Origin of the sequence: Amycolatopsis sp. NPDC098790, assembly GCF_044759945.1 — a bacterium.
Taxonomy (GTDB): Bacteria; Actinomycetota; Actinomycetes; order Mycobacteriales; family Pseudonocardiaceae; genus Amycolatopsis.
The window spans coordinates 648,308-674,970 of sequence record NZ_JBIWAI010000002.1 but is presented as its reverse complement, the minus strand read 5'-3'; the positions used below and the strand labels follow the sequence as shown (position 1 = coordinate 674,970).

Sequence of the window (26,663 nt, the reverse complement as noted above, 5' to 3'; positions counted from 1 at the left end):
GCTACCGGATCCGCAGGCGACGCATGAGCTTGAGCCCGGACAGCATGCTTTCGACGTACTTGTCGTAACCCTGTCCGGGCCGCGGGCCCATGACCTGCTTCTTCAGCACGGCCAGGTTCTGCCCGTCGGTGTACTTGAGCAGGCCCTGGTCACCGTGGCGGGCGCCGACCCCGGAGCTCTTCACCCCGCCGGACGGCGTCCCCTTGGCGGCGAACGCGGTCGCGAGGATGTCGTTGATGTTGACGTTGCCGGACTCCAGCCGGGCGGCCACGGCCCGCGCGGCGCCGACGTCACGGCTCCAGACCGAGGCGTTGAGGCCGTAGTCGGTGTCGTTGGCCAGCTCGACGGCTTCGTCGACCGTGCGGTACCGGTGCAGCGCGATCACCGGACCGAACGTTTCCGTGACGCCGCAGACCATGTCCTTCGTGACGCCTTCGAGGATCGTCGGCTCGAAGAACGCGGGCCCGAGGTCCGGGCGCGGCTTGCCGCCGCACAGCACGGTCGCGCCCTTCGCGACGGCGTCGTCGACGTGCTCCTTGACCCGGCGCAGGTGATCCGGCGAGACGAGCGAGCCCATGTCGGGCCCGAAGTCGTAGGCCGCGCGGACGTCCAACGCGCTCGTGGCCGCGACGAACGCGTCCTTGAACTCGTCGTAGCGCGACTCCGGCAGGTAGATCCGCTCGATGTGCATGCAGATCTGGCCGGTGTTGCCGAACGCGCCGAAGATGGCGCCTCGCACGGCTTCGGCGATGTCGGCGTCGTCGAGGACGATCATCGGGTTCTTGCCGCCGAGCTCCAGGCAGCAGCCGATGAGGTTGCGGCCGGCCCGTTCGCCGATCACGCGTCCGGTCGCGGTCGAACCGGTGAACATCACGTAGTCGGCCTGGTCGATGAGCGTCGGGCCGACGTCCGGGCCCTCGCCGCAGACGACCCGGAACAATCCTTCCGGCAGGCCGGCCTCTTCCAGCATCCGGATGCCGTAGAGCGGCGAGAGCGCGGTCTTGTTGTCCGGCTTCAAGACCACCGCGTTGCCGGCCATCAGCGCCGGGATCGCGTCGGAAATGCCGGTGGCGAACGGGAAGTTCCACGGCGCGATGATGCCGACGACCCCCTTGGGCTGCCGGACCTCGGTCGACGTCGTCAGCAGCGGCACCGGACCGCCGCGCTTCACCGGCGCCAGCAGTTTCGCCGCCCGCCGCAGGTAGTGGCTCATCACCATGGCGGGGTCGCAGGTCTCTTCGATCGCCATCCGCCGGTTCTTGCCGCTCTCGACCTGGATGAGGTCGGCGACGTCGCGCGCGTGATCGACGAACAGCGCGTGTGCCCGCTTGAACACCGCCAGCCGCTGCTTGAGCGGCGTGGCCGCCCACTTCCGCTGTGCTTCACGGGCGGTGGCGAACGCCTGCTCGATGTCGGACGGCGTCGACTGCGGCAGGTCGACGAGCGGCTCGCCGGTGTAGACCTCGGTGAGTTTCCAGGTCTCGCCGGTCGAACCCGGTACGCGGGCGACGAGCTGCCGCAGGAAGTCGTCGGTCACCGACGCCGGACGGGTGAGCTGCAGCGGGGTCACGGTCACGATCCGCTCCCGAGGACGAGGTCCGCGCCCATCTCGCCGATCATGATGGCGGGCGCGTTGGTGTTGCCGCCGGTGATGGACGGCATGATCGAGGCGTCGCAGACCCGCAGGCCGTCGACGCCGCGCACCTTGAGGTCGGGGCCGACGACGGCGAGCTCGTCGACGCCCATCCGGCAGGTGCCGACGCCGTGGTAGACCGACGTCGCGCGGTTGAGGATCGCGTCGCGCAGCTCTTGGCCGCGCAGGTTCTTGCCCGGGTGGATCTCTTCCTTCACCGCGCCCTTGAACGCCTTTGACGCGAATATCTCGCGCACCATCTCCGAACCTTCGGCGAGCACTTCGAGGTCGGCCGGGTCGGAGAGGTACTGGAAGTCGATCAGCGGCGCGGCCGCCGGATCGGCCGACGCGAGCCGCAGCGTGCCGCGGCTCTTCGGGTAGATGAGCGTCGAAAGGACCGTGAGCGCCGGGCGCTTGTCGACGTCGTGGCGGATCGGCGCGTCCTGGTTGGGCGAGACGTAGGCCCACGGCAGCAGGTGCAGCTGCAGGTCGGGGACGGCGTCGGCCTGGGAGGTCTTGAGGAAGGCGACCGCCTCGAAGACCGAGTTGGCCAGGAACGTGCTGCCGGGCTTCAGCAGCTCTCGGGCCAGGCCGCGGGCGAAGTACGGCGCGGAGCCCTTGTTCTTGCTGGAGGACACGTGGAACGTCAGCGCGTGGAACATGTGGTCGTGCATGTTGTCCCCGACCGGCAGGTCGGCGAGCACGTCGATGCCGTGTTCCTTGAGGTGTTCGGCGTGCCCGATGCCGGACAGCATGAGCAGCTGCGCGGAGCCGGCGAACCCGGCCGAGAGGATGACCTCCTTGCCGGCGCGGATCGTGCGGTGCCGGCCGCGGTCGACGACTTCGACGCCGGCCGCGCGGCCGTTCTCGAAGAGCACCTTCTTGACGAGCACCCCGGACTGCAGCTGCAGCGTCGGCGGGGCGAGGTGGTGGATGTAGCCGCGGGAGGCGCTGTAGCGCAGGCCGTCGGCAGCGTTCTGCTGCATCCGGCTGACGCCTTCCTGGGATTCGGCGTTGTAGTCGTCGAGGATCTTGCAGCCGAGCGCGTCGGACGTGGCGTCGATGAACTGCAGCGAGCCTTCCTGGGGGTTCTTCGCGCGGGTGACCCGGATGGGGCCCTTGGCGCCGCGGAACGCGTTCTCGCCGTCTTCGAAGTCCTCCATCCGCTTGTAGGCGGCGTTGACGCTGTCGGCGTCCCAGCCGGTGTTGCCCTCGGCGGCCCAGGAGTCGAAGTTGGCGCGGTTGCCGCGGACGTAGACCATGCCGTTGATGGAGCTGGAGCCGCCGACGACCCGGCCGCGCGGCACCGGCATCCGGCGATCGAGAACGTGTTTCTGCGGAATGCCGTAGAAGCCCCAGTCGAAGGGCTTCTTGAGCTGCGGCACGGCGTGCATCGGACCGACCAGGCCCGGCTTCTTGATGAGCAGCCGCTCGTCGCTCTTCCCGGCTTCGAGCACGATCACGCTGGCCCCGGCCTGCGCCAGCCGGCCCGCGACCGCCGCTCCCGAGCTCCCCGACCCGACGACGACGTAGTCGGCCTCGTCGCCGCGCGGCGCCCTGTTCGCCATGTCCGCTCCTCGGTCCCGCCCGTGCCGAACTATAACCTGTTCTAGTTTGGCACGGTATAGCGTCGCCGCCTCGGAGCGCAACGGCTAGGTCCCGTCCATGGCCTTCTCGATCTCCGCGACCAGCTTGCGCACCCGGCCGGCGTCGAGGCCGCCGTAGCAGAACGTGTTCATGTCGACCCGGTCGCCGCCACTGGCGGGGTTCTCCACGACATCGGTGGACGCGCCTTCGACGGTGAACGTCAACCGCCCGGGGCGCGAGAACCCGGGTGGTTCGTTGCTGATGTTCCTGATCTTGGTGACGCTGAAGGTGTGCTTGCGGTCGTTGCCGAAGACGCCGTCCTTGACCGCCGCGCTGATCGTGACTTCCCTGCCGCTGAACCGGATGGACCGCCGTCTGGCTCTGGCGTGCATGCTTCCTCCCCAAGGAAACCGGAGGAAAAACTGTAAGCAGTCACCCGGTCGAGCGACAAGCGGCCAAGCGTGCAGGTTTCGCTGCTACTGAGGCGAGATCTTCGGCATCGGCGCGCCGGTGCGCGATCGGCGGTCGGCGAGCTGGGAGGGGGCGGGCTGTCGACGAGCTGGCGCACGAGCGGCGGGCGGCGAGTTGGGGGACGGCGGGCGGTCTGCGCGCTGGGGCACGAGCGGCGGCCGGGCGCGCCGGCGCACAAGCGGCGGTCGGCGCGCCGGGGCACGAGCGACGGCCCGCGCGCCGGCGCACGAGCGGCGGCCGGTGAGCTGGCGCACGAGCGGCGGTCGGCGCGCCGGGGCACGAGCGACGGCCCGCGCGCCGGCGCACGAGCGGCGGCCGGTGAGCTGGCGCACGAGCGGCCGTCCGCGCGCCGGAGTACGAGCGGCGGTCGGCGCGCTGGGGAGGGGGACGGCGGGCGGTCGGTAAGTTTTGGGCACGAGCGGCCGTCGGCGCACCGGCGCACGAGCGGCGGTCGGCGCGGGTCAGCCGTCGCGGACCGCTGAACCACCTCCGCGGGCGGCCGAGGGCGCTGCCATCGCTTGAGCGGAGGTCGGTCACAGTCCCCGGCGGAGCGCATCCGCCGCGCGTGCCAGGTCGGCGCGGACCTCCTTCGCCGCTCGGGCCGCGCCTTTCCCCTGGTGCTGCCCGAGGCTGGCTGCGAAGACCGTCCACAGCCCGGCCACCGCCGCCGCCGTGATGTGCGGGACCGGGTCGCCCGGCGGCACCCCGTCCCGCTCGGCCAGCGCCTCCGCCACCGCCTGCGTCAGCCGGTCGAGGGCCTCGCGTTGGTGCGCCACCAAGGCGGGCGTCGTGCGGACCAGCTCGCCGAAGCGGCGGACCTCGTCCCAGCCGTGGCGCCGCGCCGAGGCCACGAGGAAGTCCAGCTCCTCCCCCAGCACCTCGAGCGCCGCGTCCAGGGGCGGCGCGTCGGTCAGCCGCGCGCGCAGGGCCTCCAGCTGGGTGTCCCAGCGGTCGGCCAGCAGCGCCTCCTTGCTGCCGAAGTGGTTGAAGACCGTCTTTTCCGTGACGCCGCACGCCCGCGCGACGTCCGCGACGCGGACCGCGTCGAATCCCCGCTCCAGGAACATCCGGGTCGCGGTGTCGGACAGCTCGCGTCGCAGTTCGCGCTTCCGCCGGTCACGCAACGTCTCAGGCACCGGCTCAGTCTACAGCAGGAGTACTGTTTACAGTGACTGTAACGAGCGAGAGGACCTTCATGAGCGAGTTCGAGATCGTCCGCGTGTACCCCGAGCCCCGGGCCCGCGTCTGGCGCGCCCTCACCGACCCGGCCCTGGTCCCGCGCTGGACGTCGACCGGCCGCGGCGGCCGGCCCGAAGGGTTCGCGCCGGAGGTCGGCACGCGGTTCCGCTTCATCGGCCGGCCGGTCCCCGGCTGGGACGGCATCGTCCGGTGCGAGATCCTCGCGGCCGACGCGCCCGAGCTGCTGAGTTTCAGCTGGCGCAACCAGGAGTCCGACGAGCCGAGCACGGTGACGTGCCACCTCGCCGAGACGCCGGACGGCACCCGCCTCACCTACCGGCACACGGATTTCCGCGGGGTGGGCGGGTTCTTCATGGCCCGCCTGCTGCACCGGGTCCGGCGCCGGATGCTCACCGAAGGGTTCCCGGAAGTCCTCGCCGACCGCGGCTGGTAGCGGCGATGCGGCCCGGCAGGCGGTGCCGGACAAGGTCGCCGCCGCCGAGCCCGGCGGCCCGGCCGACTCCGGCCGGCAGTGATGAAGCGGCCGACGCGGCACGAGGCCGCCGCCGCCAAACCCGGCGCCCTGCCGGGCGTCCTCGCCGACCGCGGCTGGTAGCGGCGGGCAGTACCGGACAAGGCCTTCGCCGCCGAGCCCGGCGGCCTGGCCGACCGCAGCCGGCAATGGTCAAGCGGCCGGCGCCGCGCGAGACCGTCGGCGCCAAACCGACGCTGCCAGGCGTCCTCGCCGGCCGCAGCCGGTAGCGACAGCACCACACGAGGCCGCCGCCGGCCCGGCGCCGCGGTCGTCGTCGCCTGCCGCTAGTCCGCCGCCACCGGGTCCGGCTCCGCCCCCAGCACCTCGTCGGTCAACCCCGCCGCCAGCGCGCGCAATGCCGCGTCCAGGTACACCGTCAAGTCCGCGTCCGCGCGGGCCGACCAGCGGTCGTACGCCGCTCGGCAGGCCGCCAGGACCGCCCTCCCCACCACCAGTGGGTACAGCGACTCCTCCGGCTGCCCCGAGCGGCGGGCGACGAACGCGCTGATCGCGCGCTCCCACGCGTCGTAGTGGACCGCTGCGCTCGCCGCCAGGTCCGGGACCGCGCTCAGGAGCGTCATCCGCCGGCGCAGCTCCGGCACGTCCGCCGCGCGGTAGTGGTTGGCCTCCAGGACCGCGCGGCGCACCGCCTCCAGCACCGGCAGGTCCGCCGGCGTCCCGGCGAGCAGCGACCGGATCGTCTGGACCTCGGTGTCGAACTCGTTCCAGAGGACGTCGGCCTTGGCGTCGTAGTAGCGGAAGAACGTCCGCCTGCTGACACCCGCCGCCGCGGCGATCTGGTCGACCGTCGTCTCGTGGAAGCCCTGGTCGGTGAACAAGCGCAGCGCGGCGACCTCGAGTTCGCGGGCGCTCGTGCCCGGCGGACGGCCCCGGCGGTTCGCGGGGCGGGCGAGCACGTCATCGGTCATCCGGGTGCCGTTCCGTTGTGAGCCTTGATTATCGACACGCGGTGACATTACTCTCCCCCTATTCGTCACTGAGTGCCGAAAATCATCACTGCCGAAGGAGCCAGGATGAGCGAGAACCAGACCACGCCCGAGACCGACGAGCCCTTGACCGAGGAACTGCTGGTCGAAGAGGTCTCCATCGACGGCATGTGCGGTGTCTACTGACGACGTGCCGGCGGGTTTCGACCTCGACGCCGCGTGGCGCCTGGACGACCGGGTCTCCATCCGGCCCGAGCGGTTCGGTGCCCTGCTGTACCACTTCGGCACCCGCCGGCTTTCCTTCCTGAAGAGCCCGACGCTGCTGGCCGTCGTCCGCGGCCTCGCCACGCACCCGGACGCGAGGGCCGCGTGCGCCGGAGCCGGCGTCGGCCCCGGTGAGCTGCCGCGGTACCGCGCGGCGCTGGCCGCACTCGCCGACTCGCGCATGATCCAGCCGAGGAGCCGCTGATGTCCCTTGTGGACGAATTCCAGTACGGGCTCGACGCCCCGATCTGCCTCACCTGGGAACTGACCTACGCCTGCAACCTTTCCTGCGTGCACTGCCTTTCCTCATCCGGACGGCGAGACCCGCGCGAACTGTCCACAGTGGAGTGTAAAGCGCTGATCGACGAGTTCGAACGCATGCAGGTCTTCTACGTCAACATCGGCGGCGGCGAACCGACCGTCCGCCCGGACTTCTGGGAGCTCGTCGACTACGCCACCGGCCACCACGTCGGCGTCAAGTTCTCCACCAACGGCGTGAAGATCACGCCCGAGGCGGCGCGCCGGCTGGCGGCCAGTGACTACGTCGACGTCCAGATCTCCCTGGACGGCGCCACCGCCGAGGTCAACGACCACGTCCGCGGCCCCGGCTCGTACGCCACCGCGATCCGCGCCATGGAACACCTTTCGGACGCGGGGTTCGCGAACTTCAAGATTTCCGTGGTGATGACGCGCCACAACGTCGGCCAGCTCGACGCGTTCAAGGCCATCGCCGACCGCTACGGCGCCCAGCTGCGCATCACCCGCCTGCGCCCGTCCGGCCGCGGCGCCGACACCTGGGACGAGTTGCACCCCACCGCCGCGCAACAACGAGAACTCTACGACTGGCTGGTGGCGCACGGCGAGAACGTCCTCACCGGCGACTCGTTCTTCCACCTCGCCGGCTACGGCGACGGCGGACTGCCCGGGCTGAACCTCTGCGGCGCCGGGCGGGTCGTCTGCCTGGTCGACCCGGTCGGCGACGTCTACGCGTGCCCGTTCGCCATCCACGACACGTTCCTGGCCGGCACCGTCCGCGGCGACGGCGGGTTCACGTCGGTCTGGCGCGAATCGGAACTGTTCACGTCGCTGCGGTCACCGCAGAGCGGTGGCGCGTGCGAGTCGTGTTCGGCGTTCGACGCCTGCCGCGGCGGCTGCATGGCCGCGAAGTTCTTCACCGGCCTGCCGCTGGACGGCCCGGACCCGGAGTGCGTGCGCGGCCACGGCGAACCGGCGCTCGCGAGCGTCACGAGCGTTCCGAAGCCGTCGCTGGACCACTCGCACCGGCGGCGCCCGGTCCCGGTCACCATCGGGATGCGCCGGCCGCCGGAACGCGCGTGCGACGAGAACCCCCTCGCCGGGTTCAGGCGCTGACCATGCGGCTCGCGGACCTCTCCTGGCCGGACGTCGCCGTGCGGGCGGCGATCCTGGCCGTGCCGGTGGGCGCGACCGAGCAGCACGGGCCGCACCTGCCGCTGTCGACCGACACGGACATCGCGCTCGCGCTGTGCGACCGGCTGGCAGCCGCGCGCACCGACGTGCTGGTGGCCCCGCCGGTGGCCTACGGCTCCAGCGGTGAGCACGCCGGCTTCGCCGGGACGCTCTCGATCGGCCGGGAGGCGACCGAGCTGCTGTTGCTGGAACTGGGCCGGTCGGCGGCGGAGACGTTCCCGCGGCTGCTGTTCGTCTCCGCGCACGGCGGCAACGCGGCGCCGGTCGCCCGGGCCGTCGCGCGCCTGCGGGCGGAGTCGCGGGACGTCCGGGTGTTCCAGCCGCACTGGGACGGCGATCCGCACGCCGGGCGCCCGGAAACCGCGCTGCAGCTGGCTTTGCGGCCCGGCGGGGTCCGGATGGACCGGGCGGTGGCGGGCGATCGGCGGCCCCTCGCCGAGGTCCTGCCCGTGCTGCGCGAAGGCGGGGTGCGAGCGGTGACGCCGACCGGTGTGCTCGGCGACCCGACCACCGCGACGGCGGCCGACGGCCGGGCCTTGCTGGCCGACCTGACCGCGCAGCTGTTGTCCTGTGTGGACGGTTGGGCATGAGGACCGCGCTCGTCACCGGCGCGGCCCGGGGCATCGGTGCCGCGACTGTTTCTCGCTTGGCAGCACAGGGTTACGCCGTGCTCGCGGTCGACGTCGCGGCCGATGATCCCGCGCTGCCGTACGGGCTGGGGAGCGAGGCGGAACTGGCGGCCGTCGCGTCGGAGACGGGCGCCGAGGCGTTCGTGGCCGACGTCCGGGATCCGGCGGCGCTGGCCGCTGCGGTGGCCGCGGCCGAGGACCGCTGGGGTGGCCTCGACGTCGCGATCGCGGCCGCCGGGGTGATCGCCGGGGGCGTGCCGCAGTGGGAGGTGCCGCCGGAGCAGGAGGAAGCGGTGCTCGACGTGGACCTGCGCGGGGTGCTGAACCTGGCGCGGGCGGCGATCCCGGCGTTGCTGCGCCGCGCGGAGCCGAGGTCGGGCCGGTTCTTGGCGGTGGCGTCCGCGGCGGCGACGCGCGGGTTGCCGATGCTCGCGGCCTACTGCGCGGCGAAGGCCGGGGTGGCGGGTTTGATGCGTGCGCTGGGTGCCGAGCTGGGCGGGACGGGGGTGACCGCCAACGCGGTCAGCCCGGGGTCGACGGATACGCCGATCCTGGCCGAGAGCGCCCGGCTGTACGGCTTGCCGGGCGCGCAGGATTTCGCTGGGCAGCAACCGGTCGGGCGGTTGCTCGAGCCGGCCGAGATCGCGCGGGTGCTGGCGTTCCTGGCCGATCCGGACAGCGGCGCGACAACCGGCGCGGTGGTGCCGGTGGACGGAGGACTGGCGTTGTGACGTCTCCCCAGCCCGCCGCGCGGGAGTTCGCCGGGCCGCAGCCGGACCCGGACGGCGCACCCGCAGCATTCGGAGAAGCCACCCGCGATCCAATCATCGGCGCCCTGATGCCGGTCGGAGGGGCGGCCCGATGACCACTCCCCTCCCCGCCGGCTTCCGGGTCGTCCTCGATCAAGACACCAAACAACTCCGCGAAAACCTCTGGTTCGGCGGCTCACCCGCCCGCGTCCTCCGCCTCACCGCGGCCGGCCGAAAAGCGTGGCGAGAACTCGCCGACGGGCCCGTCACCTCCACGCCAGCCGGGGCGCTCGCCCGGCGGCTCACCGACGCCGGCCTCGCTCACCCCATCCCGCCCGAACCCACCAGCCCCGCCGATCTCACCTTCGTCGTCCCCGTCCTCGACCGGCCCGGCTCCCTCGCCCGCTGCCTGGCCTCCCTCGACAGCCATCACCCCGTCCTCGTCGTCGACGACGGCTCGAAAGATCCGCAAGCGATCGCGAAAGTAGCCGCCGCCCATGGAGCCAAACTCGTCCGCCGGAACGAAAACGGCGGCCCCGGCGCGGCCCGGAACACCGCGCTCGACCACGTCACCACCGAGCTGGTGGCCTTTGTGGACAGTGACTGCGTCGCCCCCGGTGACTGGACCGAAGCCCTCGCCGCCCACTTCGCCGACCCCCTGCTCGCCGCGATCGCTCCCCGCGTCCGCCCGCTGGCGAAGAACACCACCGCCGGCCGGTACACGAACGTCGCCGGCAGTCTCGACCTCGGGGACCGGCCCGCGCGCGTCGCTCCGCGGACCCGGACCTCCTACGTCCCCACCGCCGCCCTGGTCGCCCGCCGGGCCGCTCTCCGGGAGGTCGGCGGGTTCGACCCCGGGCTCCGCGTCGGCGAGGACGTCGACCTCGGCTGGCGGCTGCACGCGGCGGGCCACCGGGTCCGGTACGCCCCGGACGTCCACGTCGGCCACCACGAACCCGGGACCTGGCGCGAACTCCTCGGCCGCCGCGCGCGGTACGGCACGTCCGCCGCGCCCCTTTCCCGGCGCCACCCCGGGAACCTCGCGCCGCTCGTGCTGCACCCGTGGCCGGCCCTGACCGTCGGCGCGCTGCTCGCCCGGCGGCCCCTGCTCGCGGCCGGCGGCTTCGGCGGCGCCGTCCTGAACATGCTGAAAACCCTCCGGCACAACGACATCCCCACCGAAGGCGTCGTCCGCGCGATGGGCACCGCCGTCCACCAGACCTGGCTCGGCGCCGGCCGGTGCGGGACGCAGTTCGCCGCGCCGGTCCTCGCCGCGCTGCTGGTGCCCCGCGGGTGGGGCCGCCGGGCCGCCGTCGCATCACTGGTGCTCGGCCCGCCGCTGACCGCGTGGGCGAAGCAACGCCCCGACCTGGACCCGGTCCGCTACACCGCGGCCGCCCTCGCCGACGACATCGCCTACGGCGCCGGCGTCTGGGCCGGCTGCCTGATCCACCGGACCGCCGCGCCGGTGCTGCCCGAGATCTCCTGGCGCCCGTTGCGCGTCGACAGCAAGGAAAAGCGAGGCCCCGCATGAGCAACGCCTGGTTCGAATCGATCGCCGAAGCCCAGCGGCGCGCGAAGAAGCGCCTGCCCGCGTCCGTCTACTCGGCACTGATCGCCGGTTCCGAAAAAGGCTTGACGCTCAAGGACAACCTCGACGCGTTCGACGAGCTGACGTTCGCGCCGCGCACCGCCGGGCAGTCCGGCGAACGCGCGCTCGCCACGACGGTCCTCGGCCGCGAGATCGCGCTGCCGGTGGTCATCTCCCCCACCGGCGTGCAGGCGGTGCACCCGGACGGCGAGGTCGCCGTCGCCCGCGCGGCGGCTGCCCGCGGCACCGCGATCGGCCTCAGTTCCTTCGCCAGCAAGCCGATCGAGGAGGTCGTCGCCGCCAACCCGAACACGTTCTTCCAGATCTACTGGACCGGCAGCCGGGACGACATCCTCGGCCGGCTCGACCGCGCCCGCCGCGCCGGCGCCGCCGGGCTCGTCCTCACGCTCGACTGGTCGTTCTCCCACAGCCGCGACTGGGGCAGCCCGCACATCCCCGAAAAGCTGACCTTTCGCGAGCTGCTGCGCTTCGCGCCCGAAGGGCTGGCCCGCCCGCGTTGGCTGCTGGACTACGCGCGCACCCGCCGGCTGCCCGACCTCAGCGTCCCGAACATGGCCGAGCCCGGCACCCCGGTCCCCACCTTCTTCGGCGCCTACGGCCAGTGGATGCAGACGCCCCCGCCGTCGTGGGACGACGTGGCCTGGCTGCGTTCGCAGTGGGACGGGCCGTTCCTGCTCAAGGGCGTCATCCGCGTCGACGAAGCCCGGCGCGCGGTCGACGCCGGGGTCAGCGCGATCTCCGTGTCGAACCACGGCGGCAACAACCTCGACGGCACCCCGGCGACGATCCGCGCGCTCCCGGCGGTCGCCGACGCCGTCGGCGACCAGGTGGAAGTCCTGCTGGACGGCGGGATCCGCCGCGGCAGCGACGTGGTGAAGGCGCTCGCACTCGGGGCGCGGGCGGTCCTCATCGGCCGCGCGTACCTGTGGGGCCTGGCGGCGAACGGCCAGGCCGGCGTCGAAAACGTCCTGGACGTGCTGCGCAACGGCATCGACTCGACGCTGCTGGCGCTCGGCCGCCGGAGCGTGCACGACCTGAGCCGCGACGACGTCCGGATCCCGGAGACGTTCCCCCGCGCTCTGGGTCAAGGGACCCGGAGCTCAGTGTGAGTGGGCTTCTTCCAGCGTCGCCCCGGCCAGGCGGGCCGCGACGCCGCGGCGGAAGTTCGGGCAGTCGTGGACGTCTTCGTGCGGGCAGTCCAGGCCGTGCGCGATCGCCGTGCGGGCGGCTTGGGCACGGGCGATCCGGGCGTCCAGTTCGGCGAGCTTGCGCTGCTGCAGCTCGCGCCACGCCGGCGCGGCCGACGTGCGCACGGCGATCAGCGTCTTGAGTTCGCGGACGGTGAACCCGACATCGCGCAGGATCAGGATTTCCCCCACCTGCGTGATGGCCGACAGCGGATAACGGCGCTGACCGGCGACGCGCTCGGGCGCGGGGAGCAGGCCCTGGTCCTCCCAGTAGCGCAGCGCCGAAGTGGCCACGCCGGTGCGGCGGGCCAGCTCGCCGATCGTCAGCTGCTCCTCGGGCATTTGACTTCGAGCGTACTTGAAGCCGTTCACTCGCGGCATGGTCAAGACGAGTCTCAAGCACCGGATGATCGGGCAGTTCCACCACCCGCGCGGCCTCGGCGGGCGGGTGGCCGGGTGGGTGATGGCCCACCGCAGTTCGAACCGCAGGCGCAACGTCTGGGTGGTCTCCCTCCTCGACGTCCAGCCGGACGAGCGGGTGCTCGAAGTCGGCTTCGGCCCCGGGATCGCGCTCGGCGAGCTGGCCGCCCGCGCGACCCGGGGCCGCGTCTACGGCGTCGACCACTCGGCGGTGATGGTGGACCGGGCGGCCCGGCGCAACCGGGCCGTGGCCGGCCGGATCGAGCTGGTCCATACGTCGGTGGACCGGCTGCCGCCGTTCGGCGAACCGCTCGACGCCGTCCTCGCCGTCAACAACGCGGGCTTCTGGCCCGATCCGCCGGCCCGGCTGCGCGAGCTGCGCGGCCGGTTGCGGCCGGGTGGCCGGATCGCGCTCGCGTCCCAGCCGCGGTGTCCCGGCGCCGACCGGGGCACCACGGCCCGGGCCGCCCGGGAGCTGCAGGACTTGCTCGCGCAGGCGGGGTTCGTCGAACTGCGGGTCGAGACGCTCGAGCTCGACCCGCCGGTCGCGTGCGTCCTCGGGGTCACCCCACGGTGAAGCTCGCGGTGAGCGTGGCCGCCGAGCTGGTGCCGACGTAGACCTCGATCTTGCCCGGCTCCACCCGGAACTTCGCGGCGTTGTCGTAGAAGCCGACGTCGTCCGGCGTCAGCGTGAACGACACCGTCCGCGACGCGCCCGCGGCGAGGGTCACCCGCTCGAACCCGCGCAGCCGCCGGACCGGCTGGACGATGCTCGCGACCGGGTCGCGCAGGTAGAGCTGGACGACCTCGTCGCCCGCGCGGGAACCGGTGTTGGTCACCGTCGCCGTCACCTGGAGCCGGCCGCCGCGGATCGGCAGGCGGGTGCCCGACAGGCGCAGGCCGTCGACGCGGAACGTCGTGTACGACAGGCCGAAGCCGAACTCGTAGAGCGGGCCGGTCTCCAGGTCGAGGTACTTCGACGTGTACTTGTTGTCCGGATCGGCGGGCCGGCCGGTGTTCTCGTGGTTGTAGTAGATCGGGATCTGCCCGACCGCCCGCGGGAAGCTCACCGGCAGCTTGCCGCCCGGGTTGACCGTGCCGAACAGGACGTCGGCAACCGCGTGCCCGCCCTGCACGCCCGGCGCCCACGCCTCCAGGATCGCGGGCGCGTTGTCGTGCAGGTACGGGATCGTCAGCGGCCGGCCGTTGACCAGCACCACGACGAACGGCTTGCCGGTGTCCTTGATCGCGGCGACGAGCTGCTGCTGGACGCCGGGCAAATCGATGGTGCTGCGCGCAGCCGCTTCGCCGCTCATCGCGGCGGTTTCGCCGACCACGACCACGGTCACGTCGGCCGCGCGGGCGGCCTGCTGGGCGGCGGCGAACCCGCTGGTGTCCTTCCCGTCGACCGTGCAGCCCGCGGTGTAGGTGACGGCCGCGCCCGGCGCCGCGGCCTTGATCCCGTCCACCACGGTCACCGGCGGCGTGGTGCCCGCGCCGGTGCCCAGGCCGGCCCAGGTGCCGTTGAGGTCGTAGGTCGCCGCGCCGAGCGGGCCGACGACGGCCACCGAGCCCACGGACTTGGCCAGCGGCAGCACCGGCCCGTCGTTCTTGAGCAGCACCATGCACCGCCCGGCGGCCTGTCGCGACGCGGCCAGCGCGGCCGGCGACGGCGCCTTCACCTCGCCCGCCTCGTCGACGTACGGCCGCTCGAAGAGGCCGAGCTTGACCTTGACCAGCAGGATCCGGCGGACGGCGTCGTCGAGCTGGTCGCGGGTGATCCGGCGCCGGTCCAGCAGCTGCCTCCCGTAGGTGACGTAGTTCGTGCTGACCATTTCCATGTCGACGCCGGCGGGCAGCGCGGCCGCCGCGGCGTCCGCGCCGTCACCGGCGAGGCCGTGGTTGATCAGCTCTTCGATGCCGGTGTAGTCGCTGACGACGAACCCGCGGAACCCGTAGGCCCCCTTGAGGACGTCGTGCAGGACGTAGCCGTTGCCGTGCGCGGGGACCCCGCTGATCGTGTTGAAGCTGGCCATCACGGTCGCCACCCCGGCCTCGACGCTCGCCTTGAACGGCGGCAGGTAGAGGTTGTGCAGCCGCTGGAGCGAGACGTCGACGGTGTTGTAGTCGCGGCCGCCTTCGGCACCGCCGTAGGCGACGAAGTGCTTGGCGCAGGCGGCGAGGCGGTCGGGTGAGGAGTAGTCGTCACCCTGGTAGCCGCGGACCTTCGCCGCGGCCATCCGCGAGACGAGGTAAGGGTCTTCGCCGTTTCCCTCGGCGATGCGCCCCCAGCGCGGCTCGTGGGTGACGTCCATCATCGGCGCGTACGTCCAGTGGATGCCGCTGCGCCGGGCCTCCTTCGCCGACACCGTCGCGTCGGCGGCCGGCACGCCGGGGTCGAAGCTCGCGCCCTGGGCCAGCGGGATCGGGAAGTTGGTGGTGTAGCCGTGGATCACGTCGAGGCCGAAGATCAGCGGGATGCGCAGCCGGGTCCGCTCGACGGCGATCTTCTGCAGGGCGTTGAGCTTCGCGGCGCCGACGACGGAGAAGACCCCGCCCAGCTGGCCGGTCGCGAGAGCCGTCCGGGCGAGGTCTTCGGTGCCGACCAGCTGCAGCTGCCCGAGCTTCTCGGCGAGGGTCATCTTCCCGAGCAGGTCCTCGACCCGCGGGTTCCGTTCGGGCCGCGCGGCGGGGTCCGCGGCGGCGGGCGGGGCGAGCGCCGAAGCGACGCCTCCGGCGGCGAGGAGACCGCCGACGCCGGCGAGCAGGCTGCGCCGGTTGACGCCGTCGGCGGTCGAAGTGGCTGCGTGGCTCTCGGGCTGTTCCATGGCGGGGACCCTTTCGCGAGAGAACGAAGGCCGCCAGCATAAGCACGATCGGCGCGCCCGGCCGGTTCGTTCTTTCCCGCCCCGGAACGCTTGTGGTCCCGCCGCGAGCGGCCTACGGTCGGCCGTGGACCGACACGTGGAGGGGGCGCCGTGCGGGCGTTCGGAGCTGTCCTGGCAAGCGCTTTCCTGCTGACCGGCGCGACGCCCGCCCTCGCGGACGCGGCGTGGTCGCCGTCCCCGATCGCCTGGACGACGTGTCCGGACGACCCGGACAACCCCGGCGTTCCCGACGGCGAGTGCGGCACGCTGTGGGTACCGCTGGACTGGAACCGGCCGCAGGGGCCGTCGATCGGCCTCGCGGTGGCCCGGCACCGCGCCACCGACTCCGCCCACCGCATCGGCGTGCTCATGGCCGACGCCGGCGGCCCCGGCTCGTCCGGAGCGGAGATCGCGCTTTCTCCCGGCTACTTCGGCCCGGAGGTCCGGGCCCGGTTCGACGTCGTGGGCTTCGACCTGCGCGGCACCGGCCACAGCGGCTACGTCGATTGCGACTTCCCGGCCGGCGCGCCCGGCAACGAGCCCGCCGACCGAGCGGGGTTCGAGGCACTGCGCGCGTTCAACCGGCAAGTGGTCACGGACTGCCGCGCCCGGAACCTGCCGGTCTTCGACCACGCCGACACCGCCACCAACGCCCGCGACCTGGACGCCGTCCGCCGCGCGCTGGGCGAGGCCAAGATCAGCTTCCACGGCGCCTCCTACGGCACGCTGCTCGGCCAGCAGTACGCCGAGCGCTACGGCGAGCACGTCCGCGCGATGGTGCTGGACGGCGTCATCGACCACAGCGCCGACCTCGCGCACTTCGTCGGTGACCGGGCCGCCGCCGTGGACGAGCTCTTCGGGCAGTTCACCGCGTGGTGCGCCGCCACCACGACGTGCGCGCTGCACGGCCGGGACGTCCTGGCGACCTGGCGCCGGGCGCAGGCCGCGGCCGACGCGTTGCCGTTGCCGCACAACTGGTTGCGCGACCAGGTGTACGAGGACATGCGCATCCCGGACTGGGACGACGCGGCCCGGGTGATCGCCGCCACCGCAGACGGCGGTTCGCCGGTGCGGACGCGGTTCGTCCCCAACTACGGCTCCATCCGGCTGGCCGTCGTCTGCCAGGACTTCGACCTGCGGATGCCGACGTTCGCGCGGTATTCGGCGATGCACGCCGAAGAGCTGCGCCGGTCGCCGATCATGCGCGGCAGCACGATCGGCCACGACGAAGCGACCGCCTGCCTCGGCGTCGCCGGCCCGCCCGCGAACCCGCCGCACCGGCTGAACGTCTCGAGAGCGCCGCGGATCCTGCTGCTCAGCAGCCGCTACGACCCGGCGACGCCGTACGCCTGGGCGGTGAACGCCCACCGCCAGGCGCCGGCGAACACCACGCTGCTGACCTACGAGGGTTCGGGGCACGGGGCTTACCGGCGCACCGAGTGCACCCGGGCGGCGGTGGACGGCTACCTGCTGACCGCGAAGGCACCCCACCGTGACTTCGGCTGTCCCGCCTGACCCACCACCGCCCGCGCCGGCTCAGCCCAGGTGCGAGCTGATCACCGGGTAGTCGTTGCCGACGTTGGTGTACACGCCGGGGAAGTCCTTGCGGGCACAGCCTTCGCCCCACGAGACGATCCCGGCGAGCTTGCCGTCGACGTAGGCCGGGCCGCCCGAGTCGCCCTGGCAGGAGTCCTTGCCGCCTTCGGGCACGCCCGCGCAGAACATCGAGGCCTCGTCGTACTTGGCCCCGCCGGTGCTGTACTTCTCGGCGCAGGTGGCGTTGTCCACCACCGGCACCGACACCTCGAGCAGCGTGTCGGAGACGTCGCCACCCTCGGACGTCGTGCCCCAGCCGACCACCGTGACGTCCTTGCCGGCCTGGTAGGCCGCGTCATCGGCCGACTGCACCAGCGTCGCCGGCTCGTACGGCAGGTCCTCGTCGAGCGTCAGCACGGCGTTGTCGTGCTGCATCCCGCTCATGTCGAACTCCGGGTTCTGCCAGACGTCGCTGACGCCCGCCTTCGTGCCGGACGTGTCGCTGAACTTCGTCTGCCCGCCGATGATCTCCATCTGCGCAGCTTCGACGCCGTCGGTGCAGTGCGCGGCGGTGAGCACCTTGTTCTTCGCGACCAGGGTGCCGGCGCAGTGCTGCGCGCCGTTGACGTTGAAGATGACGGTGGCCGGGAACTCCTCGATCGTGGTCGGCGTGCCGCCCACGATCCGCGGGTCACCGGCCGACGCACCGGGGGCGGCGACCACGACGACGGCGGCGGCCACGGCGAGGGCCGTCGCGGCCCGCCGGACCACGGAACGTCCGTCTACCTGCATGAACATCTCCCTTCGAGGACCTGGAAGCTGGTACCCGGGAGCAGACCAGACACGCGGCGGCCGCGGTTAGCTACGAAAGTCGCTTTCTGACGTGTTGCCAACGATGGTTGGTTTTTGTCCGACTTGAGCAGCGGGTTCGAGTCAATCCTTGACATGATGCCAACACGGCCTTACCGTTTTCCCACGCCGCCGGGTTGTCCAGACCATTTACTTCGTGAAAGGACACCTCGATGCGCTTGCGTTCCCTGCTCGTCCTGCTGGCCGTGCCGGCACTGGTCGCCACCGCGTCACCCGCGCAGGCGGCCGATCCGGGCGTGGCCCCCGGCGGAAACTTCGACCTCGGGATCTGGCAGCTGCAGGAGCCGGTCGGCTCCCCCGGCTCGCCGACCACGATCTCCTCGTCCCGGCTCAAGGGCCCGAACGGCTTCCAGGACAGCTACTTCTACACCGACACCCGCGACGGCGCGATGACCTTCTGGGCGCCGGAAAAGGGTGTCACCACCCCGAACTCGAACTACGCGCGGTCCGAGCTGCGCGAGATGAACCGCGACGGATCCGCCGCGAACTGGTCGCTGAGCGGGTCGCACAAGCTGAGCGCGACCCTGCGCGTGGTGTCGGTGACGAAGAACGTGTGCGTGGGCCAGGTCCACCTCGGCACGGGCGGCTCGTCGACGAAACCGTTGCTGGAGCTGTACTACCACTCGAACGGCGACATCGTGCTCGGCACCGAGAACTCCCCCGACGGCGGCCAGACGCCGCACACGGTGGGCCACGTGTCGATCGGCAAGACCTGGACCTACACGATCGGGATCTCGGGCGGGAACACCATCGACCTGACGGTCAACGGCAGCACGACCCACTACTCGATCCCGTCGTCGTTCAAGCCGTACAAGCAGTACTTCAAGGCCGGTTCGTACAACCAGTCCTCTTCGGACAGCACGACCAAGGGCGCGCGGGTCGCGTTCTACGGGTTGACCGTTTCGCACGGCTGACGCCGTCCGGCCCGGTGGCCGCCACCACCGGACCCGGTTTTCCCCTCACCGCTTGACGAAGACCGGTTTGAGGTGCCGCTCCGGCAGCGCCCCCGGCAGGTCCTCCCAGTCGAACACGTGCGACACCACGCGGTCCGGGGCCACCCGCCCGGACGCGGCGAGGGCGAGCGCGTCCGGCAGGTGCGCGCGCACGTTGTCGCGGGCGACGCGCAGCGTCACGCCCGTCAGGTACATCTCCAGCAGCGGCAGCTCGCCGGGCCGGAAGTGGTTGCCCGCGCTTTCGCAGAACCCCTCGGGCACCAGCGACCGCACGGCCACGGCGAGCTGGTCGACCCGGCCGGTGGACTCGATCGCCAGGTCGAACCCGTGGTGGACCGGCTCGATCGCCTCGGCCGTGCGGGCCCCGAAGCTTGCGGCGAGCGCGCGGTGCGCCGGGTCCGGGTCGACGTAGAGCACGTCCGACGCGCCGAGCGCGCGGGCGATGTCGCAGGCGTACAGGCCGATGCTGCCGCGGGCGAGCACCAGCACCCGCGCCCCCGGCCGGGCCTCGAGGTGCGGGGCGACCAGCCGCCACGCGAGCGGCCAGTTGTCGCTCGCCGAGGCCAGGGCGACCGGGTCGAGCCCGGCGGGCAGCGGGACCAGCATCGCATCCGCCCACGGGACGCGGACGAGGTCGGAGAACAACCCGCCCCAGCCGCCGCCGATCGGGGCGCCGTACATCGCCATGTGCGGCACCGACGCGCAGTGCGCCTGCCTGCCGGACCGGCAGCGGCCGCACTCGCCGCAGGAGATCGCCCACGGGACGACCACCAGGTCGCCGGGCGCCACGTGGGTGATCGCGTCGCCGGTCTCGACGACCCGCGCGACGCATTCGTGCCCGATCGCGAACGGCGGCGGGAGCGGGCTGTGCCCGGCGAGGATCGCGGAGTCGACGTCGCAGGAGGTCGCCGCGACCGGGGCGACGATCGCATCGCGGTCGGACTCGAGCCGCGGATCCGGCGCTTCCCGCCACTCGACGGCGCGCCGGGCGACGTAGGTCAGTTCACGCACCGGCCGCCTCCCGCGCCCGGGTGGCCAGGGCGACGAGGTCGGCGTAGCGGACGACCTCGCCACCCGCACCCCAGGTCCTGTCGGCTTGCTCGTGGAGCAGCACCCGCACGCGGAGCGCGTCGGTCTCGGTCAGCCCGGCCGCCTTCAGCACGACGCCGGTCGCCTCGCGCACCAGGCCGGCCTTGCGGCGGTCGGACACGGCGCCGGCGGGCACGGTGACGTCGACCAGGAACCGCGGTGCGGCGTCTTCGGCGGTGGCCTGGGCGCCGGCGGGCAGTTCACACAGGTAGGACCACGCCTGGGCGCGGAAGAACTCGGTGTCGGGTGCGCCTTCCCAGCGCAGCAGCACCGCCGCGAGCTCGCGCTGGACGGTCTCGCGCCCCTCGGCGGTCAGGGCCCCGGCGGGCACGGTCAGCTGGATCATCGGCACGGCAGGCCTCCTCGTCCGGCTATAACAGTCGTTATAACGAGCGCGGACGCTACCCTATGACGAGTGTTATAGACAAGGGAGGACTCCGATGGCCGAGCCCACACCGCCGTCGCGGCAGCAGCTCGTCGCCGGCGCGGCGGACATGATCCGGCGGCGCGGCCTCAACGCGACGAGCATCCGCGAGGTCGCCAAGCACGCCGGGACCCCGCTGGGCTCCACCTACCACTACTTCCCCGGCGGGAAGGGGCAACTGGCGGGCGAAGCGGTCCGGTTCGCCGGCGACACGGTGGCGAAGGTGCTGGCCAAGCGGCTGCGGGCGGGCCCGGTCGACGGGCTGCGCGCGTTCCTCGCGCTGTGGCGGGAAATCCTGACCGGGACCGGGTTCCGGGCCGGGTGCCCGGTGCTCGCGGTGTCCGTGGAGGAACCCGCGGACGACGACGCCGTCCTCGCGGTGGCGGCCGAGGTGTTCACGGGCTGGGAGGACCAGCTCGCCGCCGCGCTGCGGGAGCACGGCGCCGAGCCGGTCGAGGCCGGGCAACTGGCCACCCTCGTCGTCACGGCGACCGAGGGCGCGGTGGCCGTGTGCCGCGCCCAGCGGGCCACACGAGCCCTCGACCGCGTGGCCGCCCAGCTGGAGAAGCTGGTCGCGGCCGCGGTCGAGGGCTGATCGCTCAGCGCCAGCCGAGCTCCGGGGCCACGTGGGTGAGGATGCTCTCCAGCACGTGCGCGTTGTAGTCGACGCCCAGCTGGTTCGGGATGGTCAGCAGCAGGGTGTCCGCGGCCTGGACCGCCTCGTCCTCCTTAAGCTCTCGCACCAGCTCGTCCGGTTCGGCCGCGTACGACCGGCCGAAGATCGCCCGGGTGTTCTCGTCGATCATGCCGACCTGGTCGCGCGAGTTGCGGTCGCGGCCGAAGTAGGCGCGGTCGGTGTCGTTCGTCAGCGCGAAGATGCTGCGGCTGACCGACACGCGCGGCTCGCGCTCGTGGCCGGCCTCCTTCCACGCCTCGCGGTAGGCCTCGATCTGCTTGCGCTGCTGGACGTGCAGCGGCTCGCCCGTCTCGTCGTCCTTGAGCGTCGAGCTCTGCAGGTTCATGCCCAGCTTGGCGGCCCAGACGCTCGTCGCGTTCGAGCTCGACCCCCACCAGATGCGCTCGCGCAGGCCCTCGGAGTGCGGTTCGAGCCGCAGGAGCCCGGGCGGGTTGGCGAACATCGGCCGCGGGTTCGGCTGGGCGAAGCCTTCGCCGTCGAGCAGCTTGAGGAAGACCTCGGTGTGCTGCCGGGCCATGTCGGCGTCGGTCTCACCCTCGGCCGGTGCGTAGCCGAAGTAGCGCCAGCCCTCGATGACCTGCTCGGGGGATCCCCGGCTGATGCCGAGCTGGAGCCTGCCCCCGGAGATCAGGTCGGCCGCGCCCGCGTCCTCGACCATGTACAGCGGGTTCTCGTAGCGCATGTCGATCACGCCGGTGCCGATCTCGATCTTCGACGTACGCGCGCCGATGGCCGAGAGCAGCGGGAACGGGCTCGCCGCCTGCCGCGCGAAGTGGTGCACGCGGAAGTACGCGCCGTCGACGCCGAGCTCCTCGGCCGCGACCGCCAGGTCGATCGACTGGTGCAGGAAGTCGACGGCGGAGCGGGTCTCGGAGTGCGGGCTCGGCGACCAGTGGCCGAACGAGAGGAAGCCGATCTTTTTCACGCCCGGTTCAGCGTCCGCGGGCCGGGTTTGATTCCCGGTGTGAGCGGGCCGGCCGCCGCCGCACCCCGAGCGCGGCGGCGGCCGGGGCGCTCAGCCGCAGTGCTCGGCCTTCTCCTGGTCGGTCATCGGCGCGGTGTGCTGCGTGATGTCCCCGGTCGAGCCGGGCACCGGGCCGTCCGCGTCGAAGTCCTGGTACCAGATGTAGTGGTCGTAGAACTTGTCCGGGAAATGCATTTCGTAGGTGCCGTGCACCTTCTGCATCTTCGGCGCGCGTTCCACCCAGCCCTTTTCCCCGGGCCGGACGTCGACGTTGGTCGCCTGCCCTTCGGTGTGCGAAGACTCCCACGTGTGCTGGTAGGACGTCTCGATCGACACTTTGAACACTTCCGAGAACCCGTATTCGGCCGAAAGGGAAACGCCGAAGCTGTTCGACTCCCCCGTCGTGTCCGACCAGTTGACCGTGCTGCGCTGCAGATCACCGGTGCAGTTGTAGGCCGCTTCGCCGACCTGGTGGCCGGCCCCGGTGTGCTCTTCCGGCGGACCGGCCGGGTGGAACACGCAGGAATCGGTGCCGTTGTCGCACTTGTCGAGCAGTTCCCGCGCGGTCGGCCCGCCGTCGGCCGACGCGCCGGGCGCCGTGAGCACGAGGCCGGCGGCGGTCAGCAGGCCGAGGCCCGCCGCGGTCCACGCGTTTCGCTTGCTGGTCATGGTGATCACTCCTCGCTCAGCTGAACCCGATGGACTGCGTGCGGTCGTTCATGAAGGACCCGACGTTGCCGGTGTTCTCCTTGAACGGGCCGTCCCGGTCCCCGCCGAGGTTCGGCTCCGGGTAGAGCCAGACCCAGCAGTCACCCCACGGCTGCACGGACGAGATCTTGTTCTTCCAGTCGTCGCCGAGGTCGAACTGCCAGTTGACCCAGCCGTCCTTCTTGCACAGTTCGGGTCCGGTGATGGTCAGCGAGTTCCCCGTGTAGTCGGGACCGTCGAAGAACGTGCCCTGGACGACCTGACCGGCTTCCTGCGTCTCCAGCGCCGCGCGTTCGGTGCCCGTGGTGCATTTCTGCACGCCGGTTTCCGAGTTCAGCACGCAGTGCCGGGTCGTCGTCGCGGCCACCGCCGGAACGGCACCGAGCAGGCTCACGCTCGCCGCCGCGGCCGCCGCCGTCATGGCTGTTCTGGTCCATTTGCACGCCATTGTTTTCCCCTTTCCAGGGAATCGAAAAGATCTTCCCTTCCGAAAGTACGACGCTCTCGGCGGCCATGCGCGTGTGTTGCCCATCGGGGCATCGGGGTCTGCCCCATTCCCTCGCGGGCCCCGGAGCCGCCGTGCGGACCACTCGGGGCCGCGGTACAGTACGCCGTCCCGGTGACAGCTGACGTCGATCACGTCACCCTCGGTGACACGATCATGAAAATTCATCCCGCCATAACTTGACTCATTCCAGAGAAGGCCCCTAGGGTGGCCGACGTGATGACCGACTTCGAGGCACAGCTGCGAGCGGTCTCGTTGCGGGTGACGCGGCCGAGGCTGGCCGTGCTCACCGCGTTGCGGGACCACCCGCACGTGGACACCGAGACGGTGATCGAGCTGGTGCGGGCCGAGCACCCGACGGTGTCGCACCAGACGATCTACGACGTCCTGCGGGCGCTCACCGACACCGGCCTGGTGCGGCGCATCCAGCCCGCGGGCGCGACCGCCCGGTACGAGTCCCGGGTCGGGGACAACCACCACCACGTCGTGTGCCGCACCTGCGGTGCGATCGCGGACGTCGACTGCGCCGTCGGCCACACCCCGTGCCTGACCGCCTCGGACGACCACGGTTTCGTGATCGACCAGGCGGAGGTCGTGTACTGGGGCACCTGCCCCGACTGCGCGGCCGCCCGAACTCCCGAATGATCGCCGCTCCGGAAGGAAGTAGATGAGCAACACCCAGGACAACACCCCCTCGAGCGCACAGGGTGTGGACCGGAAGGCGGCGGCCGGCTGCCCGGTCGCGCACGACTCGGTGACCTCGCACGGCAGCGAGAGCGAGAACCCGGCGATCGACTCGCCGAAGTCGAAGACGGGTGGCCGTCCGCGCTCCAACAAGGACTGGTGGCCCAACCAGCTCGACCTGACCGTGCTGCACGCGCACTCGTCGAAGAGCAACCCGCTGGGCGAGAACTTCGCCTACGCCAAGGAGTTCGCGAAGCTCGACGTCGAGGCCCTCAAGCGGGACATCACCGAGGTGCTGACCACCTCGCAGGACTGGTGGCCGGCGGACTTCGGCCACTACGGCGGCCTGATGATCCGGATGAGCTGGCACGCGGCGGGCACCTACCGCATCCACGACGGCCGCGGCGGCGCCGGTGACGGCGGGCAGCGCTTCGCGCCGCTGAACAGCTGGCCGGACAACGCCAACCTCGACAAGGCGCGCCGCCTGCTCTGGCCGGTCAAGCAGAAGTACGGCCAGAAGATCTCGTGGGCCGACCTGCTGGTGCTGGCCGGCAACGTGGCCCTGGAGTCGATGGGCTTCAAGACCTTCGGCTTCGGCTTCGGCCGCGTCGACACCTGGGAGCCCGAGGAGATCTTCTGGGGCCCCGAGGACGACTGGCTGGGCGACGAGCGCTACGCGAGCGACTCGGAGATGGTGCCCGAGCTCGGCGCGACCGAGATGGGCCTCATCTACGTCAACCCCGAGGGTCCCCGCGGCAGCGCGGACTTCGAGGCGGCGGCCCACTTCATCCGCGAGACCTTCGCCCGGATGGCGATGAACGACGAGGAGACCGTCGCCCTCATCGCCGGTGGCCACACCTTCGGCAAGACCCACGGCGCCGGCGTGGCCGACGACCACGTGGGCCCGGAGCCCGAGGGCGCGCAGCTGGAGACGCAGGGCCTCGGCTGGCTGAGCACCCACGGCAGCGGCAAGGGCGCGGACGCGATCACCAGTGGCCTCGAGGTGACGTGGACCGACAAGCCGACCGAGTGGAGCAACCGCTTCTTCGAGATCCTGTTCGGCTACGAGTGGGAGCTCACGACGAGCCCGGGTGGCGGCAAGCAGTACGTCGCCAAGGACGCGCCGGAGATCATCCCGGACGCCTACGACCCGGACAAGAAGCACAAGCCGACGATGCTGACGACGGACCTGTCGCTGCGCTTCGACCCGGTGTACGGCCCGATCTCGCGCCGCTTCCTGGAGAACCCGGACGAGTTCGCGCTGGCGTTCGCCAAGGCGTGGTACAAGCTGCTGCACCGCGACATGGGCCCGGTCAGCCGCTTCCTGGGCCCGTGGGTGGCCGAGCCGCAGCTGTGGCAGGACCCGGTGCCGGCGGTCGAGGGCGAGCTCGTCGGTGACGCCGACATCACCGCGCTCAAGGCGAAGGTGCTGGAGTCCGGTCTTTCGGTGTCCCAGCTGGTTTCGACGGCGTGGGCGTCGGCCGCGAGCTTCCGCTCCACCGACAAGCGCGGTGGCGCGAACGGTGCCCGCATCCGCCTGGAGCCGCAGCGCGGCTGGGCCGTCAACGAGGGGGTCGGGCCGGTGCTCGACCGGCTCGAGGGCATCCAGCGCGAGTTCAACGAGGCGGGCGGCGCGCAGATCTCGCTGGCCGACCTGATCGTGCTGGCGGGCTCGGCGGCGGTCGAGAAGGCGGCGCGCGACGCGGGTGTCGAGACGACCGTGCCGTTCCACCCGGGCCGCACGGACGCCACGCAGGAGCAGACGGACGTCGACTCGTTCAAGGTGCTCGAGCCCCGCGCCGACGGGTTCCGCAACTACCTGCGGGCGGGCGAGAAGCTCCAGCCGGAGACGCTCCTGGTCGACCGCGCGTACCTGCTGAACCTGACGGCCCCGGAGATGACGGTGCTGGTGGGCGGGATGCGCGCCCTGTCCGACGGCGGGCACGGCGTCCTGACCGACCAGCCGGGCGTGCTGACGAACGACTTCTTCGCCAACCTGCTCGCCCCGGGCACGAAGTGGAAGGCGTCGGAGTCCGAGGAGAACGTGTACGAGATCCTCGACGTGACCACGGAGAAGCTGAAGTGGACGGCCACGGCGGTCGACCTGGTCTTCGGCGCCAACTCCCAGCTGCGGGCACTGGCCGAGGTGTACGCGAGCGACGACGCGCGCGAGAAGTTCGTGTCGGACTTCGTGGCGGCGTGGACGAAGGTCATGGAGCTGGACCGGTTCGACCTGGTCTGATTCCTTCTACGACGGGCCCGGCCGATCTTCGGCCGGGCCCGGTTCGCGATTTCGCGGGACGCGCCGAACACCTCGCCGCCCTGGACGCGCTCCTCCCCCGAAGCGGCAGCGAGGAAACATCGGGTGCTGTGGTCATCTCGGCCGTCGACGGGACAGCGGGTATCGGAAAGACGACCCTGGCCGTGCATTGGACTCATCACGTGCAGCACCTTTTCCGGACGGCACGCTGTACGTCAATCTTCGTGGGTACGGACCGGGCACGCCTGCGGCTCCCGGCGAAGTGCTCGATGGATTCCTCAGAGCCCTCGGAGTCCGTCCTGAACGGATACCGCCGAGCGTCGAGGCGCAATCCGCGCTTTTCCGGTCATTGCTGTCCGACAAAAGCGTCGTAGTCGTCCTCGACAACGCGAACAGGGCCGAGCAAGTCCGCCCGTTGCTGCCGGCGTCGCCTCGCTGTGTGGT

At 71.8% G+C, this 26,663-nt stretch carries 27 protein-coding genes; 14 read left to right on the top strand and 13 right to left on the bottom strand.

Annotation, left to right across the window (positions count from 1 at the left end; translation table 11 throughout):
- Position 1: 1 nt before the first annotated feature.
- From ACIQWX_RS16720 to ACIQWX_RS16705, 4 genes are all read right to left on the bottom strand, one after another.
- The gene (locus ACIQWX_RS16720; RefSeq protein WP_400871043.1) at positions 2-1,576 is read right to left on the bottom strand and encodes a succinic semialdehyde dehydrogenase; all 1,575 of its coding nucleotides are present in this window, start codon (positions 1,574-1,576) and stop codon (positions 2-4) included.
- Positions 1,573-3,201 carry a GMC family oxidoreductase gene (locus ACIQWX_RS16715; protein WP_400871040.1) on the bottom strand — a complete coding sequence of 543 codons (1,629 nt, stop codon included), beginning with the start codon at positions 3,199-3,201 and terminating at the stop codon, positions 1,573-1,575. Before ACIQWX_RS16715 ends, ACIQWX_RS16720 begins: the two co-directional genes overlap by 4 nt.
- Positions 3,202-3,285: 84 nt before the next feature.
- Complete coding sequence (locus ACIQWX_RS16710) at positions 3,286-3,612, bottom strand: hypothetical protein (RefSeq protein WP_400871037.1); 327 nt, start codon at positions 3,610-3,612, stop codon at positions 3,286-3,288.
- 612 nt (positions 3,613-4,224) lie between these two features.
- Positions 4,225-4,827 (bottom strand): TetR/AcrR family transcriptional regulator, encoded by a 603-nt coding sequence (locus ACIQWX_RS16705; RefSeq protein WP_400871034.1) that lies wholly within the window; start codon positions 4,825-4,827, stop codon positions 4,225-4,227.
- 59 nt (positions 4,828-4,886) lie between these two features.
- Between ACIQWX_RS16705 and ACIQWX_RS16700 the strand changes: the two genes are divergently transcribed.
- Positions 4,887-5,324: an SRPBCC domain-containing protein gene (locus tag ACIQWX_RS16700; protein ID WP_400871031.1), complete on the top strand. Its 438-nt coding sequence runs from the start codon at positions 4,887-4,889 to the stop codon at positions 5,322-5,324.
- A 365-nt stretch (positions 5,325-5,689) separates the two neighbouring features.
- Here the strand turns inward: ACIQWX_RS16700 and mftR are convergent, their stop codons facing one another.
- A complete protein-coding gene (gene mftR / locus ACIQWX_RS16695; RefSeq protein ID WP_400871029.1) occupies positions 5,690-6,334 on the bottom strand; it encodes a mycofactocin system transcriptional regulator in 645 nt (214 codons plus the stop codon).
- A 105-nt stretch (positions 6,335-6,439) separates the two neighbouring features.
- On the opposite strand from mftR, the gene mftA reads away from it, so the two are divergent.
- The 7 genes from mftA to mftD all read left to right on the top strand — a co-directional run bounded on the left by mftA (position 6,440) and on the right by mftD (position 12,164).
- Positions 6,440-6,538, top strand: coding sequence for a mycofactocin precursor MftA (gene mftA / locus ACIQWX_RS16690; RefSeq protein ID WP_364387502.1), 99 nt, complete (start codon positions 6,440-6,442; stop codon positions 6,536-6,538).
- Positions 6,528-6,821, top strand: a complete 294-nt coding sequence (mftB, locus tag ACIQWX_RS16685) for a mycofactocin biosynthesis chaperone MftB (protein WP_400871025.1) — start codon at positions 6,528-6,530, stop codon at positions 6,819-6,821. Before mftA ends, mftB begins: the two co-directional genes overlap by 11 nt.
- A complete protein-coding gene (gene mftC, locus ACIQWX_RS16680; RefSeq protein WP_400871022.1) occupies positions 6,821-7,987 on the top strand; it encodes a mycofactocin radical SAM maturase in 1,167 nt (388 codons plus the stop codon). The genes mftB and mftC overlap by 1 nt, the downstream gene beginning before the upstream one ends.
- Before the next feature lie 2 nt (positions 7,988-7,989).
- Positions 7,990-8,655: a mycofactocin biosynthesis peptidyl-dipeptidase MftE gene (mftE, locus tag ACIQWX_RS16675; protein WP_400871019.1), complete on the top strand. Its 666-nt coding sequence runs from the start codon at positions 7,990-7,992 to the stop codon at positions 8,653-8,655.
- Positions 8,652-9,425: a mycofactocin-coupled SDR family oxidoreductase gene (locus ACIQWX_RS16670; RefSeq protein WP_400871017.1), complete on the top strand. Its 774-nt coding sequence runs from the start codon at positions 8,652-8,654 to the stop codon at positions 9,423-9,425. Before mftE ends, ACIQWX_RS16670 begins: the two co-directional genes overlap by 4 nt.
- Before the next feature lie 130 nt (positions 9,426-9,555).
- Complete coding sequence (gene mftF / locus ACIQWX_RS16665) at positions 9,556-10,977, top strand: mycofactocin biosynthesis glycosyltransferase MftF (RefSeq protein WP_400871014.1); 1,422 nt, start codon at positions 9,556-9,558, stop codon at positions 10,975-10,977.
- Positions 10,974-12,164 (top strand): pre-mycofactocin synthase MftD, encoded by a 1,191-nt coding sequence (gene mftD, locus ACIQWX_RS16660; protein WP_400871011.1) that lies wholly within the window; start codon positions 10,974-10,976, stop codon positions 12,162-12,164. The genes mftF and mftD overlap by 4 nt, the downstream gene beginning before the upstream one ends.
- Here the strand turns inward: mftD and ACIQWX_RS16655 are convergent.
- Positions 12,156-12,584, bottom strand: coding sequence for a MerR family transcriptional regulator (locus tag ACIQWX_RS16655; protein WP_400871008.1), 429 nt, complete (start codon positions 12,582-12,584; stop codon positions 12,156-12,158). The two genes, mftD and ACIQWX_RS16655, sit on opposite strands and share 9 nt — an antisense overlap.
- A gap of 37 nt (positions 12,585-12,621) precedes the next feature.
- Between ACIQWX_RS16655 and ACIQWX_RS16650 the strand changes: the two genes are divergently transcribed.
- Positions 12,622-13,239: a class I SAM-dependent methyltransferase gene (locus ACIQWX_RS16650; RefSeq protein ID WP_400871005.1), complete on the top strand. Its 618-nt coding sequence runs from the start codon at positions 12,622-12,624 to the stop codon at positions 13,237-13,239.
- Here the strand turns inward: ACIQWX_RS16650 and bglX are convergent.
- Entirely contained in the window at positions 13,226-15,490 is a 2,265-nt protein-coding gene (bglX, locus tag ACIQWX_RS16645) for a beta-glucosidase BglX (protein ID WP_400871002.1), read from the bottom strand. The two genes, ACIQWX_RS16650 and bglX, sit on opposite strands and share 14 nt — an antisense overlap.
- A 150-nt stretch (positions 15,491-15,640) precedes the next feature.
- On the opposite strand from bglX, the gene ACIQWX_RS16640 reads away from it, so the two are divergent.
- Positions 15,641-17,044, top strand: coding sequence for an alpha/beta hydrolase (locus ACIQWX_RS16640; protein ID WP_400870999.1), 1,404 nt, complete (start codon positions 15,641-15,643; stop codon positions 17,042-17,044).
- Between the two features lie 21 nt (positions 17,045-17,065).
- Here ACIQWX_RS16640 and ACIQWX_RS16635 read toward each other — a convergent pair whose 3' ends face one another.
- Entirely contained in the window at positions 17,066-17,857 is a 792-nt protein-coding gene (locus ACIQWX_RS16635) for a S1 family peptidase (RefSeq protein WP_400870996.1), read from the bottom strand.
- A gap of 230 nt (positions 17,858-18,087) precedes the next feature.
- On the opposite strand from ACIQWX_RS16635, the gene ACIQWX_RS16630 reads away from it, so the two are divergent.
- Entirely contained in the window at positions 18,088-18,849 is a 762-nt protein-coding gene (locus ACIQWX_RS16630) for a polysaccharide lyase family 7 protein (RefSeq protein WP_400870993.1), read from the top strand.
- Positions 18,850-18,894: 45 nt separating this feature from the next.
- Here the strand turns inward: ACIQWX_RS16630 and ACIQWX_RS16625 are convergent, their stop codons facing one another.
- Together ACIQWX_RS16625 and ACIQWX_RS16620 are read right to left on the bottom strand one after the other, a co-directional pair.
- Positions 18,895-19,899 (bottom strand): zinc-binding dehydrogenase, encoded by a 1,005-nt coding sequence (locus ACIQWX_RS16625; RefSeq protein WP_400870990.1) that lies wholly within the window; start codon positions 19,897-19,899, stop codon positions 18,895-18,897.
- Positions 19,892-20,323, bottom strand: coding sequence for a tautomerase family protein (locus tag ACIQWX_RS16620; protein ID WP_400875788.1), 432 nt, complete (start codon positions 20,321-20,323; stop codon positions 19,892-19,894). The genes ACIQWX_RS16625 and ACIQWX_RS16620 overlap by 8 nt, the downstream gene beginning before the upstream one ends.
- A gap of 94 nt (positions 20,324-20,417) precedes the next feature.
- Here ACIQWX_RS16620 and ACIQWX_RS16615 point away from each other — a divergent pair, with 94 nt between their 5' ends.
- Positions 20,418-20,996: a TetR/AcrR family transcriptional regulator gene (locus ACIQWX_RS16615; RefSeq protein ID WP_400870987.1), complete on the top strand. Its 579-nt coding sequence runs from the start codon at positions 20,418-20,420 to the stop codon at positions 20,994-20,996.
- 4 nt (positions 20,997-21,000) lie between these two features.
- On the opposite strand, the gene ACIQWX_RS16610 is transcribed toward ACIQWX_RS16615, so the two are convergent.
- The 3 genes from ACIQWX_RS16610 to ACIQWX_RS16600 form a co-directional block, all read right to left on the bottom strand.
- Complete coding sequence (locus ACIQWX_RS16610; RefSeq protein WP_400870984.1) at positions 21,001-22,023, bottom strand: LLM class flavin-dependent oxidoreductase; 1,023 nt, start codon at positions 22,021-22,023, stop codon at positions 21,001-21,003.
- Positions 22,024-22,113: 90 nt separating this feature from the next.
- Positions 22,114-22,731 (bottom strand): hypothetical protein, encoded by a 618-nt coding sequence (locus ACIQWX_RS16605; protein WP_400870981.1) that lies wholly within the window; start codon positions 22,729-22,731, stop codon positions 22,114-22,116.
- A 16-nt stretch (positions 22,732-22,747) separates the two neighbouring features.
- Positions 22,748-23,191: a hypothetical protein gene (locus tag ACIQWX_RS16600; RefSeq protein ID WP_400870978.1), complete on the bottom strand. Its 444-nt coding sequence runs from the start codon at positions 23,189-23,191 to the stop codon at positions 22,748-22,750.
- Positions 23,192-23,494: 303 nt separating this feature from the next.
- Here ACIQWX_RS16600 and ACIQWX_RS16595 point away from each other — a divergent pair, with 303 nt between their 5' ends.
- Both ACIQWX_RS16595 and katG read left to right on the top strand, forming a co-directional pair.
- Positions 23,495-23,920, top strand: coding sequence for a Fur family transcriptional regulator (locus ACIQWX_RS16595; RefSeq protein WP_364521905.1), 426 nt, complete (start codon positions 23,495-23,497; stop codon positions 23,918-23,920).
- 22 nt (positions 23,921-23,942) lie between these two features.
- Positions 23,943-26,201, top strand: a complete 2,259-nt coding sequence (gene katG, locus ACIQWX_RS16590) for a catalase/peroxidase HPI (protein WP_400870975.1) — start codon at positions 23,943-23,945, stop codon at positions 26,199-26,201.
- Positions 26,202-26,663: the final 462 nt, after the last annotated feature.